This window comes from Bacillus sp. GS3m_15504 (genome assembly GCF_055825275.1).
The window spans coordinates 417,796-432,459 of record NZ_JBVVNL010000002.1; the positions used below are offsets into that span (position 1 = coordinate 417,796).

Below are 14,664 nucleotides of genomic sequence, written 5' to 3' on the forward strand. Positions count from 1 at the left end.
CCCTTTTAATTTCGTAAACCAAAGAGACCCTTTTTCATAGAGGATGTATGCTGGGATGGAATATCAAGACCAGCTGCTTCCATAATTTGATGGACCTTTGTATTAATTTGCGGGGAACCAAATTGCATCCCCCATTCGTAACTCGTACGATCTCGGTCATACGGAATTGTCACCGCAATTTTTTGAGAAGAAAGCTTTTCAATATCTGCTACATAATCCTCATCCCCCATATTCAAAACATGAATCATACGAGGCAATGTTAGTTTTGCTTCTTCTATTAGTTGTAATTCTCTTTTAATTGCTATTGCACCACGGGGGTTACCATTTAGCACATGAACAACAAGGTCTGCTTGGTATAGGATTGGGTAACTCAGCACCTCGGATAATTCAGTTGGTACCGATAGAATGATATAATCGTATTCTGTATCTACAAGTGATTCTATAAATGTCGTCACAAACAATTCTTTGTTTTGAATCTCTGGGAATTGAGCTAAGCTATAACCTGATGGAAATACCAGAAAATCCATCTTAGCGTGCAATTTTTGCATCAGCCTTGGATTCACTTTTTTCTCTAGCAAATCTTGCTTGGTACAAATATACTGCGAAAGATTGTATTCATTTTCTTTTCTTACAAGCTCTAATATGTTTTTACTATCGTGGCTAAGACCAGTTCCAACTGCAAAGCTTGGTCTTACTTGGTCTGCTTCTACATAAAGCACCTTTTTCCCCAAATGAGCTAACTCATTTGCCATCGCAATACTTAACGTACTTTTTCCAACGTTTTCGTTTGTCGCATAAAAGGCAATTACTCTTACTTGCCGATCCATCTTAATACCCCCTCTCTTACTTGGATTCGTTTAGATACTGCGCTACATACTCTTTTACGTTTTTAGAAATTGGATTCGTCGAATGCTTCTCTACATAGTCTAAAATGTTTTTCTGATCAGATATTTGCGAGAATCCTTCTGCTGGTTCTAATTCTTTCCCTGTTTGTTCCATCTTTTGTCCGACTGCAACAGGGATTACATCTCCAAGTGTTTTTGCACGATTTAAGTATTGAAGTTGTTCAGGTGAAACAGCCAGTGTATATAATCGCGTTACTTTGGGCTTCTGTTTTCCTTCTTGTTCCTCTTTTGATTCTTTCTTTTCTAGTACAAATGCATCTTCTGTATTGCTATCTTTTGCAGCAGTCACACGTACACGTTGGAAAAGACCACCGAATACAACCTTCTCATTGTCCCCTTCTTTCACAACCTGTTTGAAATACAAGTCCACATACGTGTTCGGGATAATACTATTCCCTGAACTAGTTTCCAAATCAACAAGTAACGGGAAGGCAACCTCTCCATCTTTCAAATTTAAAATAGCAGAGTCCGGTAACTCTTCTTTTTTTACTACTTTATTTTTGAAGAGATAACTATTTTCGGTAATGGGTTGTCCATCATTTGTCCATTTTCCTACAACATCTCTTTTGCTTACACGTAATGCATTGGGAGGAATTGCATCACCAGGTAATGTTCTTTCCACTAGCATGTCTTCTTTAATCTCTGTATGCGCAGGTATATCCTTTGCGGCTACAACAATCTTTGTTGGTTTTACTGCATTTTCTACTGCGAAATGATTGTATCCATAGATACCCGCTACTGTTGCAGCAGCTAAACCTACTGCAGCAATCTGCTTCTTTTGAAACTTAGATGACTTCAATGTTTTTATTCCTCCTTATGTAGCCTTTAAACGCAAAAAAGGACACACCTATGGCATAATGCGCCTTAGGTGTGTCCTTTTAGCTAATCTAAAGTCTATATGAAAATGTTGGATTCAGTTTCTTTAATATTACAATTTTAATATTATGATATATGGAGTTTTATGTCAATCATTTCTAAAAAAAATATTATTTTTACCATTTCAAACCTCTGATTTCAAGACTCAAAAACCCTTAAAAACATTGTCATATCAAGGTTTTTAAGCTATTAACCCACCTTCAAATATGGTATAATTAATATAACGTAACTGAATATTTCAGGGTGGTTGGTTGCTATTCTTTCTCTTTCATTTTATGGAGAAAGGAGCTGACTACTCCCACAGCTAAAGCGGTGGGGTTCTTATGTACTTGAAAGAAGCGTTACAAAGCTCTCCACAGATGGTATTGCTATGTTCTGTGTACAACATCTTTGATTTATCTTCTGTTCCATAAGACTTTCTTATCTACACAACTGATGTTGTGTTCACAATAAGTTTTAACGAAGGTAGGTAGCTCTACCTACGAAGGAATGATTCCTTATTTTATAGAATACCCATGCTGAGTGGGTATTTTTTCTTTGTTTGTTGCAAGGATTCTATATGTTGATGGTGTAGCTTTAAAAAGATATCAAACGTTTGTATACAACGGTTTTGATTGGTTTGTTTTAAATTTACATCACTATTCATTAATAAAAAGGCACTATATAAATCTCGTTGTACGAGATGATTTCCGATTTGACTCCATCGTTGATGGAGTTTTTTCTTTTCATAACTATTTGTAACATGATTATATTGACTGGCTCTAAAAGTTATGGTATTTACTTTTTGTATCTCTTGTTTCCCATACTTTAATTTTTGATTGATAATTTCCACTAACATGGCAGGCGCATGATTCCCAATGCTTTTACCAAAACGCTTTTTGGATTGGAACTTGCCTTGTTGATTTGTTTTTGTCTCTTTTGTACGTTTTGCTAATCCATTAAAGTGCATCGTTTCAATATACACTTCATCACCTAAGGATAAGATGCTATTTGCCAATGCACCATGTTTTTCTTTGATATAAGAAGCTTTTTTTCGATACAACTCATTTAATAGACTTTTTGTTTTTTGATAGTTTTGACTACATGTCCAATGAAGCTTGATGCCACGTTTTACAGTACCATCTTTGTTGAAGTTGTTTTGATTTGTACTTCTACGACTTCTATCCAACTTGCGTAATATACGTCTTTTTTCCCTCTCAAATAAAGGAACATCAGGAGCAAGTTGTTGGATAGAAACGGTTTCTTCTGAAACGATGGCAATCGTAGAAGGACCGATATCTATGCCTACTCGCTTTTTCTTTTGGTAGGAATGTCGAAAGGCTCCTGTTTTATTGATTCTCTTTGCAGGAGGAATGCCACGAATCATTTTTTTGACAAGACGACAATATTTTATCGTATGAAGAGCGAGTGATTCTTCTATAAATAAATCATTCTTACGAAAACGAACAGGAAGGAGTAATCCATTCCAATAGACCCTGTTTTCTTTGAATCGAATACCCGTTTTATTGGATTTTCCTTCTACAGAACGAAGCATTCCGTATGGTTTAAAATGTGCTTTCGTTCCTTTAAATATTACGTCTTGCATAGATTTCCAAACCGTAGAAGCAATTTTTTGGGAGGTATTGCTATCTATATGTTTTTTGTAATTGTGTTGGTGTTTTTTGATATAAGCATGAAGTTGATATTCACTTAATCCAAAGGATTGACGAATGCTATCTAATTCTTTTGCGATTTCTTTCGATTCTTTTGGATGATTTGCTTTTTTTGCCTTCTGATAGCAACGTAATTGTTTTCTATAGGATTTAGCTTCTTTCATAAGTGTATATTGCTTCGTTGCGTAAGATAACGTAGTGTTATAGAGTTTACGAGCAATTTCAAAACGTTTGAGTAAAATATCCTTTTGCCATGTATCCACAATTAATTTCAGTTCTATAATAAAACAATCTTTCTTTGGTTTTGTCATTGCCCGTCACTCCTTCCTTTTTTATTATTTATATTATAAAATATAAACGTATGTTCTATAAAGAAAAAAACACTTCATTCCTCCCACCTCTAAAGAAGTGGGCTTCCTGAAGCTTAGTTCTGTGAAATAACACAAAGTATTTTTAATACGAAATCAATTTCGTTCCTGTTTCAAAATACTTTGCAGGGGCATAGCTTTTCCCGTTCCGATCCTGAAATTCACTTCCAATATATAGCGAGATAATCATTGCGATAACTCCAATAAAAATCGTTCGTTTCATACGCTGTTTTTTCTTTTTATCCATTCGAAAATTCCCCTTTCTACGTAAAAAAGGCACACCCCATTAAGGGATGTGCCTTTGGTTTATCCATTCAGCTACTAGTTTAAGAAGGATTATATACTTTTATCGATTCAACTAATTATATAATACTATTTAACTAATTTTTATTCTTCATGTAGTACCAGTTTGATAAGTCTGTAATTATGTGTTCTTTTCCAACCCAGTTCCATCCAGGCGTTTGTACAGGGAATGGGAGGTCTGCAAGCACCCTTCTCTTCTTAAAATCATCATACGCGACACCTTTAATTTCTACGTCATTAGTCAAGCACAAGCTCATTTCATTCACACCGGCAGGATTTGTCTCAACATTGAAAGAATACTTTCCATCTTTCGTCTTTAATGGTGCATACCATTTTTGTCCACCATCAATAATTTTCTCTTGTCCATCCCAATATAAAGACTTAGTTGGTCTTTTACTATCAAAGACATGTCCCGTTATTTCAGACAAATACATATTTTTAGGTAAGAATTTTGATGTTAAACCATTATTAGAAACAATGTCTAATTCTTGTGTAGGTTTTAATTCTTCATCAGCAAAAGGATATTGTGCCGTTGCTTTTGTAAATACACCTGGATAATTAGCATTCCAATCATTTTTGTATTTTCCGTTTACTTCATAAGAAAAACCATACCCAGCATGGAGCTTAGATGGTACTAAACTATCAATACTTCCACTTAATGTTTCATAGAACATTTCTCCCACTGTATCCTCTTTTGACACACGTTCACTTACTGTTTCTACCACACCTTTTACACTCGTTACTCCGCACATCCCTTTTTCATGAGATGGTGCATAGATAGCTGTTTTAATAGGATTATTTTTGTATGTGGTTTCTTCTATATCTAGACGATTACCAGTAGGGTTAATTTCTGCCTGAATTGTTCCTTTCCCCTTATGTTGCCAGCCAAGGTTCAAGGTTTTCTTTTCTCCCTCAGTTAACCTTACCTGTTGTGACGCTACTTGTTGTCCGTTATGCTTGAGCACGACTACTGTTTCAGGATTTGCATATTTTGCTTCTAATGAATCTAACTTTTTAATTTTATTTTTCTCTTTTTCTAGTTTCTGCCTTGCTGTATCTAGCCTACTTGCTGCACTATCCAGTCTATTTTCTTCCCAAGAGCAGTCTCTATCGTAATAGTAATGGTTCCCTTCTGCATCTACCTCATGAATTGGATTACGACGGCAATAACTTAGACTAGACTGCGCACTATCTCTATCGGATTCGGAACTATTTACTTCTTGCTGGGACTTATTAATATTATTGTTTACCTTTGCTCTATATTGGTCACGTTCCGGTTTAAAATTATCACGTGATACATCTATTCTTGTTTTTATATTCTTTCCTTCTCTTGCTGTTTCCCCTTCAATTCGATCAGCAGAGAAATCAATTTTATATTTAAAATCATCTTCATCACCTGGATCTGGGTTAGGTGTTACTTCAGTACCACAGTTACCATCTATGGTAAAATCAACAGTTTTCTCATTTGATTCCCTCTGAACAGCATCAAGGACTTTAATTCTCGCAGTATATCGGCCACACATTTGTGGTTGCCACTTTAGTTCTTCTGACTTAAATTGCCCTGCATCACCTTCATTTGGTTTTTGATTATCTTTTTGCGGAGCTGAACGCAGATAATTTTCTTGATGATACACGGTTTCGCCATCTTTTGTAATATCTAACATCCATTTAACTCGGTTCCGTTCTCCAGCAGCTTTTTGATAAGGGTTTACTGTTGTTCCATTGGGATCTCGATCATTGTACCCCTTATTTTTACTTACATACTCAAAACCGTTAAATGTTAATTTAACAGGCACATCTTTTTTACTACTAGACGCTTTAAATTCTTTTATTTCAGGTTTACTAGTCCTTACATACCATAGGTTATATTTATTTACTCCATTAACACTGCCTGCTCCAGCATATCCTCCTGATAGATAAGCAACATCACGAATCCAATAAAATTTACCGTATGGTGCTTTCGTTTTAAAATTATCTATTAAATGTTGATTAATATTTTCTAGTACAAACTCTGGATTTCCCCAATATTTATCGGCAATAACAGTATTATTCATTCTTTCTACTTCTGTAACCATACGATCTCCAACAGTAACAGCGCTATTCCAATACCCTTCATTTGCAATTCGAATATAAGGTTCAGATAAGTCTTCGTCCTTAACCAAATTTTCATATGGATTACTAAAATTGAAAGAGCCATTATAAACAGCTGGATAGTGAAGATCTCCTTTGTATAATAAATCACTACCAGGTGGTGAAAAACCACTCCCTGGCCGAATGAACTTACCAGTCATTTGTAAGTCATCCGATGTTACAAAAGTATTATCATCCCCATTATAAAATGGTACATCAGCATTTTTCGCCTCAGCTACTGTAGGCAATGCTATCAAAACTGAAGTGCAAACAAACAATATTTTACTTTTTAGTTTCACTATTTCCCCTCCTAAAACATAAAAAAGGACAAACCTGTACCATTGGTTAGGTACGTAAGGTTTGTCCTTCACGTATTTCATTATGAAATCATATTATATTTATAAATTATTATATCGTTATTTTGGTTGAACGTCTATATACATTGTATGTTCAGTCATAGATTGTCCTATACGAATTTTATAGTTTCCTTTTTGGTAATTATTTATTGTTTTTGCATCAACCGTTTCTTGAATCTCTTTATCTAAATTCAAACCATTTAGTAAAGTAGTCCACTTTTTAGCCAATTCAACTGTTGCTTTATTGTTATCTAAAAATAAAATTTTAAAATCATCTGGGCTCCCTGCTACAGAAAATTGAGCTCCGATTGATCCTTCTGGAAGATACATGTTTTTATCTACAATATGTACAGGATCTTTATACTGAAGCTTTGTATTATATTTACTATTAATTCCCTTCAAAATGCCCTGTGCTTCTTGAGATAATTGTTTCTGTACTACCGGTGTATTTAACGATTCAGGATAATAAGAGAAATCCTCTGCCACAAGACTTGCATCTAATCCCTTTGGTAATTCAGGTTTCGTTTCAGGTTTTGGATCTGGCTTTACTTCTGGTTTTTCCTCTGGTTTTGTTTCAGGTTTTGGATCTGGCTTTACTTCTGGTTTTTCCTCTGGCTTTGTTTCAGGTTTTGGGTCTGGCTTTACTTCTGGTTTTGTTTCTTTTTCAACTGCATTAATAGAGTTATATAAGAACTGACTATATTGTTCACGTGTTACATGTGCATATGGTGAATACATTTTACCTCCTGTACCAATAGTAACGCCACTTTCTTCTAATGCACTAATTGCTTTTAATGCCCATGAGTTTTTATCAACGTCAGTAAAGGATGTTGTATTAGTGGCTTTGAACTTGAAAGCATTTGTAAGTACTTGCGCCATTTGTTCACGAGTTAAGACATCATCTGGACCAAATTTCCCTTCACCGTAACCATTTACAAGCCCTACTTTAGCAAGTGCTAAGATTTCTTTTTCAAACATATGTCCTTTAATATCAGTAAATGGATTTTTGAAACTAGTATCTGCATCTGCTGGTTTTACGTACATATAAATCATACGAGCAACTTGCCCACGAGTTACATTGTCACCAAAACCAAAGATATTATTTCCGTACCCTTGTACTATTTTACGATTTGTTAAATCATAAATTGCTTTTGTAGACCAGTGATTTGCTGGAACATCATTGAATTTTAAGGAGTCTGTGTTATCAGCCTTTGCAGTAAATGCTCCTGCTCCTAGTAATGATGTACCCATAATTGTTAATGCTGTTGCTGTTTTTAAAAATTTGTTAGCCATTGTTTGTCCCTCCAAGTATATTAGTTTTTTATAGATTCCTTTATTGTACCGAATTTAAATATAAAATCCAGATAATTTAACATATAAATTTATAAATTAATGTTTTTTATAACCGCTTTCCTACATGGAAAATATCACCATACAGAAATAGGCTTGTAAAGGATTTTTATATATTTACTTAAAAATATTTATTTCTAGTAAAAAACTACACTTTTCAGTATAGTTTTTACCTCTTTTTCTACATATTGATATTTTTAACGGAAATAGATTTGTCCCATTCCATCTTTGTTAGCCCATATTGGTGCTTTCACACTATCAATCCCTATCATTTTAAAAATAAAGAAGTGATGTTCAGCTTTTATCTTAAAATTTAATGGCTGATTATGGTCTACGCGCCCTTTAGTAAATTCATATTTCCATCCATCCATATTCTGCTCTTTCATTTTTTTCTCTATATCAGGAATTAGATTTACGTTTTTCCCCTCATATGTGTATTGAAAACCACCTGTTTGTTCAGCTATTTCTACTGTATTAGAAGCAAAATCATGTGCCTTTACTAACTGCATACCATACAGTACACCTTCTGGTATGAGAGTTATCAACAACAAAGAAAGCGTTAGAAAAAGCGCTGTTGTTACTGTATTTTGCATTGCTTACACACCTACTTATTCTTATTTATTTCACGTTTCCTCCAGCTTTTTTGTTATCAGAATCTGCTTCGTAAATATATATGTGTCTTGCGTTACTCTTAATATTGCCTTTTTTTTCATCAAATTGTTTAGTATAACTAGCAGCTTCTGCTTCACCTTCAATTGCAATCATTGCAGGTTGCTCTTGTACAGAATATACAGAAAAATTCCGTTTTGATGCCGAGTCCTTAAACGTTGAATTTTGTTTATAAGATTTCTCAAATTCATTCTTTGCAATTTCTGGATCAATAACAATTTCTTCTTGGGACCGTAAAACACCAACTTTTACGGCTTTGTCCATTGCTGTACTTCCCGCTCGTGCTAATGCAGACTTATTATCTGAGTGTGTTATATCTCCAATGCTTATATCTGTCATTAAGAATAAACAGCCAACAAATAATAATAATGAGGCGGCACCTAAAATCAATTTTTGCACCTTATTTCATCTCCTCTTAACTTTCAGTCTTCCGGAATCGAAATCCACTTAATATTGAGCTTTTCTTTTGTTTCAATAATTCATTTGGTAACAGTAACTCAGCTATTTCCTTCAATATGCCTTCTAACTCTTTATAATAGTTCCGACTAGATAGTAACGTACTGCTATTCAATTGAGATTCAAACACATCTTCAATTGAATATGGTGGCAGAGCGGTTAGTAACTTATCTCCAAAACATTCTTCTACTACTTCATGCTTTAAAAGTGCAGGAGAAAACTTATTTCCAATGATTCTTGTTTTCTCTAAAGCTAAGTAAGAAACGAGCTTTCTCTCTTTTTGTGTAAGAGGGTGTGCTATCTTTAGCAATTGATGCAAATCTGGTTCCGCTACAAAGAAGATATAATCTGCCATCTCACATATTTCATGGTATAAATCTTTATCCCAATTATACCCCGCATCAATAATAGATATAGGTGCTTCTTGGTTACCCAATAAAACCTTAATAAAATGGTCAAAGTCCTGTTCCGTTTCATTTTTTAACTCTTGATCTACAATAGGATTCTTTACGATATAATTTATCCTTCCTTGCTTCCATTTTGGAATTGATAATATATCAGATTCCTTCTGTAACATCTCTTTATACCGCTGCAACATAAATTCACTACGATAGTTTTCTGGTGCTTCTGTATATCCCTTTAATAACGGATACGTATAACCATCATCATATAGATTTTCTATATAATTCACATCAATCTGTATTTCATTTAAGTAAGCAGCTAAAAGATGTGAAACAAAAGTAGCACCACTTCTCCTGTTCATGCTGGCCACAACAATTATTCTTCTTGGAATAGCAATACCGATTTGTTTTTCATATACCGACTCAAAAGCAAATTTATACTGTTTTTTTATAATAGGTGCTTTTGGTATCTTCTCTGAAACAGACTTACGTTTTTGTTTGTTTTTTAATAGTTGGCTGGAATTAGAGGCAGGTTCACTGTTGCCGCCTTCCTCTAATTCACTTGATGCTTCCTCTTCTTCTTCATCATCAACAGGAACCTCGGGTAACTTTGTTTGTTGCGGTGCCTGACTTGCTCCTACAATTTCTGCTACATTTTTAATATCCGATTCCTGCAGCAGTTGCGGGATAACTTTATTATCAATATCAATTTTACGAGAGTTAAAAATGTCATAGATACCTAGATAAATCAGTTTCGCCAAAAACTCATCATCATTTTCACGCTCTGTAAATACCACAATACGAATATCTCGATTAAAGCGAATATCTCTTAATTTCTGTAAGATAATCAATTCACGATTCTCTTCATGTCCCGCATCAATATTTAATCGTTTGTCATTAATACATAGAATATTGGGCTGTTCTGTATCTAGAATTTCATCTAGATACTTGATATGCATCACATCACTATCAGCTACTTCAAATCCCGCACCAATAAAATCCTCACGTAAATATGCCGTATATACAGTATCGCTAATAGCTAAAACGATTTTTTTCACCATAGTTAACCTCCTACAAACTCTAACGTTGGATTAAAATCATGTTTTCAATTGGAATTTGTGCCTCAAGATGAATCTTCCCAATAATCTCATTCAGAATATACTCCATTTCAACTTGTTCCATTGGACGTGGAGCACCAAAATCAGAATTTAATTTTACTCGTATTTCTAATCGATCTTGTATCTCATGTAAAGGTGTATCAAGATAAAGAATACTGTAGTATAAAACACCATCATCAATATTTTTTTGAATCATATCCTTTGTTTGATGAATAAATGTAACCTCTGCAACCTCAATAAAAGAATCATCAATTGTAACTTTACTATTCCAATTTAGATTCCAGATCTCACAATGTTCTTCTGCGTGCACAACAACTCCATTTATTGAAGGCGTAATAGCAAAAAGACGATCTACAGGAGCTTTGGTTAACAAGGTAATATCACCTTTCTCTAATTCAAAACCTTTTTCCAATCGCTCATGTTCAAAAGCACATTCAGCACCAGCAAATGCAATTTCACAAAATACTTGTTCTAGTAATGGACGAATTCCCTCATATGTTCGTATGGCAAACACACAAAACTCCTGTGTTTCATCTGTTCGAATGATTTCGTATAATTCAAATTCAGATGCATTTGCCAAGGCAAAAGGAATATCTTTTATAAAGTTCGGATCCGTATATAAATTGTCTGGAATTTGTGTTTCAGGATGATGTATAAACTCTAGGCAAAGTTGATACCCTTTTAAAAACGCATTCTTAGCTGCTGCTGGGAATAAAGTTTCAAAACGTTTTACATTGTTTTTAAATTTTTGTTCTTCAACTTCGTTATTAAATTCTCTTTCTTGTAAGATATTCGTTCTATTACCTAACTGTAAAAAATAATGATTAATCATACGATTAATACTTTCCTCAAATGTTGTTTTATCTGCACAATACTTTGTAAATCTCTTTTTACTCAAGTTTACAATTTCATTCATAGTCCTTGATTCTCCCTCTCAAATGTTATATATACAAAAAAAGACACACCAATGGCAGGTTATGTGCCTTCGGTGTGTCCGTTTAGCTAGAAATTAAATCTATTAATTTGTATATTAATCTTGAATAATCACCATTCACACATAAGAATAAAGCTATATTTTTTAAAAGTCAATAGCTTTATTGCATCCTTTTGCATTTGTATTTATTCCCATTCCCCCATTTCCCATGCATTTTCTCTCAAAAATCTAGTTAATTAAACAAACTTCTTTCTCAATCAAATTATTTTCAAAATAATACAACACAAAGAAGATTACATGCGAAAAATTTGCAATTATTATACCTAAAACTTGTAATCTTTATTTACAATAAAATTTTTAAAATTACTTAATATATACTCGCCCACATATTAATATTATGTAAACAAAAATAGCCCATTTTATATAATACACTCAAATTCACATATAGATTGATATTAATATGTAAAGAAAAATTCAAGGGAAATTGTTAATTTTATATCAACAGTTTTATAGAATAAGTATATATTAGATATCATTAACATTTTATAAGATACACTTCTAAATAGAAAAAATTCTAAATAAGTATTCAATAATTACAATATACATTAAGATTTTTGTCACTTTCATTTAGAAAAACTATTAATTTCAATAAATTCTTTTAACCCACTACTATATTGAAGAAATTACTCCCACAGATCTGAAATTTTCGTACAAATAACTATAATCTTTATATACAATTGAACTTTTGAAACTACATTATTTCTATTATTGATGTCATATGAACAAGGAAAACGCACTGTGTATCACATGCTCACATTGACATATCAACTGACATTGATATGTCAATCAAAAACCGAAGATAACTGTTAATTTTATATCAACAGTTTTTACACAATAAATATATATACTCATTAACAATCTAAAAAAAGTTTTAATAGAAATATTATTAATTGCTATTGATTCTGTAATATAAACATATAATAAATAAACTACTTACTAACAAAATATAAAATTTCTAATCAAATACAAATTTCACCTTATTAATAAACTACCGTATTAACATTTTATCTATTTGATTAAAATGAAATTGACAACAGGATATAGTGAAAAATTTAAATTTAATCTTACGATAATGATAACGGTGTAGTTATTCGCAACAGATTAGACTATTAATTGTTTACATATTAATTATACATTTATATTTTGTCACTCTCATTTAAACTACCTTTTACATTTCATTCAAATCTTTTAGTTTACTACTGTATTTAAATGATTACATCAAACGACCTCGAACTTTTATACCAAATACCATAATCTTTATATGCAATTGAAATATTTAAACTACATTATCCCCGTTATTAATGTCATGTGGACAAGAAAAACCCTCTTCTTAATGTATACTCACATTGACATATCAACTGAAATTGACATGTAATCATTAAACCTAAGATAAATATCAATTTCATATCAACACTCTCGACCTATTAAGTATAGCTACTCATAACACCCCTATAGAAAAACACTTTTTAAATAGAAATATTGTTAATTGCTATTAATCATGTGACGTAAACATATGATAAATCACTTATATACTGCAAGATATAAAACTTCTGATCCTGTACAAAGTTCAATTTATCAATAACCTATATGTAACTATCATATTAACATTTTATTCTTTTAGTTAACACGAAGTTGACACTAGTACATAATAAGGTATTTAAATATCAATCTTATGTTAATGATAGTTGTACACACTAAATTAAGCAATTATACATTCATATTCTCGTCACTTTCATGTAAACTGCCTTTTACATGTTGATCATTTTTTTAGCTTACTACTATATTTAAATGGTTACTTTAAAAGACCTAGAGCTTTTAGAAAAAACTATAATCTGTATATACAATTAAACTCTCCGAACTACATTATCTCTGATATTAATGTCATATAAACAAGAAAAATCCTTCACAACATCCACTCAAATTGACATATCAAATGACATTAACATGTAATCACAAAACTTGGGGTAAATGTTAATGTCATATCAATAATACCGAAGAAGTAGGTATAAATAGCTATTAAAAATCTTATATAAAATAGTTTAAAATAGAGATTTTTTAATAGCTATTAATTCTGCAGCATGAACTTATAAATAATTACTTACTACCAAGATATAATGCATCTAATCCTGTACAAAGTTCAATTTATCAATAACCTATATAAAACTACCGTATAATATTTTTTCAGTTAACATGAGATTGACAATAAATGATTGTAATGCGTTTAAATATCAATCTCACGTTAATACCAGGAGTACAGATATTTGTAACGGAATCAGTCAGTAATTAACCGTATGTTAATTTATCCATTAAATTAAGCAATACTACAGAGGTATTAAAATACCTATTAAGTTACTTTGAATGGGTATTTCATATATTTGATCCCGTATAAATAAGACGCTTTAATAAGAACACCATCCATGCAGCGATAACTAATGCTAGTTCAGTTAACAAGACATTGATATTTACTTACCTGAAACTCTTTCTATGTCAATCTCATATCTCATGTTAATGTCAGTAGGGGGTAGAATTCCAACCAATTCGAATAATTTTTACCTTTAGCAAACGCTATCCTGTTGAAAATTAAACAAATGACCTCTTAAGATAGCTTGAAAATTTCAAGTGTTAATGCATTGACATAAATCTATCTCATATATTACATACACTGTTAAAATACTCCTAAATATCCTATTGATCATGATATTGATTGAAAATTAGACCTCAAAGTCGATTCACATTAATCCTATATCCCTAGCTATATTTGCCCTCATAAGAAACTACTAATTTGGTAATATTATTACCTTTTTTCTAGCTATTATACATTACAATTTAAATTCTCTAGCTTACGTCAGCTTATTTTTCCACACTATCATTGATTATCTCCTCATAACTTATTTACAAAATACCTATATTTCCTTATCATTAGTATTAAGTAACGTGTTTTGTTAATCTCATGGCAACTATCATTAGTCTTACTGACATAAAGGATAGAGATATCCATTGATAGAACATTGCCATTTATATAATTTGAGGTGACAATAGCATCAACAAATCAAGCGTAATCATTATCAATAGTTAATGTTCTGTTA

At 32.4% G+C, this 14,664-nt stretch carries 10 protein-coding genes; all 10 read right to left on the reverse strand.

What is annotated here, in order from left to right; genetic code table 11:
* Positions 1-5: 5 nt before the first annotated feature.
* Positions 6-827, reverse strand: coding sequence for a CpaE/TadZ family protein (locus AC0L0O_RS21400; RefSeq protein WP_000375881.1), 822 nt, complete (start codon positions 825-827; stop codon positions 6-8).
* Positions 828-843: 16 nt separating this feature from the next.
* Complete coding sequence (gene cpaB, locus AC0L0O_RS21405; RefSeq protein WP_000842543.1) at positions 844-1,704, reverse strand: Flp pilus assembly protein CpaB; 861 nt, start codon at positions 1,702-1,704, stop codon at positions 844-846.
* Positions 1,705-2,283: 579 nt separating this feature from the next.
* The gene (locus tag AC0L0O_RS21410) at positions 2,284-3,744 is read right to left on the reverse strand and encodes a nuclease/transposase family protein (protein ID WP_473786092.1); all 1,461 of its coding nucleotides are present in this window, start codon (positions 3,742-3,744) and stop codon (positions 2,284-2,286) included.
* A gap of 142 nt (positions 3,745-3,886) precedes the next feature.
* A complete protein-coding gene (locus tag AC0L0O_RS21415) occupies positions 3,887-4,048 on the reverse strand; it encodes a hypothetical protein (protein ID WP_000358415.1) in 162 nt (53 codons plus the stop codon).
* 133 nt (positions 4,049-4,181) lie between these two features.
* Positions 4,182-6,533 carry a hypothetical protein gene (locus AC0L0O_RS21420; protein ID WP_283730817.1) on the reverse strand — a complete coding sequence of 784 codons (2,352 nt, stop codon included), beginning with the start codon at positions 6,531-6,533 and terminating at the stop codon, positions 4,182-4,184.
* Positions 6,534-6,650: 117 nt separating this feature from the next.
* Positions 6,651-7,883, reverse strand: a complete 1,233-nt coding sequence (locus AC0L0O_RS21425) for an S-layer homology domain-containing protein (protein WP_283730818.1) — start codon at positions 7,881-7,883, stop codon at positions 6,651-6,653.
* Positions 7,884-8,137: 254 nt separating this feature from the next.
* The gene (locus tag AC0L0O_RS21430; RefSeq protein ID WP_001181742.1) at positions 8,138-8,533 is read right to left on the reverse strand and encodes a DUF4320 family protein; all 396 of its coding nucleotides are present in this window, start codon (positions 8,531-8,533) and stop codon (positions 8,138-8,140) included.
* Between the two features lie 25 nt (positions 8,534-8,558).
* On the reverse strand, positions 8,559-9,008 hold the full coding sequence (locus AC0L0O_RS21435) for a hypothetical protein (protein ID WP_171856696.1): 450 nt from the start codon (positions 9,006-9,008) through the stop codon (positions 8,559-8,561).
* 16 nt (positions 9,009-9,024) lie between these two features.
* Positions 9,025-10,527, reverse strand: a complete 1,503-nt coding sequence (locus AC0L0O_RS21440; RefSeq protein ID WP_000239328.1) for a hypothetical protein — start codon at positions 10,525-10,527, stop codon at positions 9,025-9,027.
* A gap of 19 nt (positions 10,528-10,546) precedes the next feature.
* Positions 10,547-11,500 (reverse strand): hypothetical protein, encoded by a 954-nt coding sequence (locus AC0L0O_RS21445; RefSeq protein ID WP_001002926.1) that lies wholly within the window; start codon positions 11,498-11,500, stop codon positions 10,547-10,549.
* Between the last annotated feature and the right edge of the window lie 3,164 nt (positions 11,501-14,664).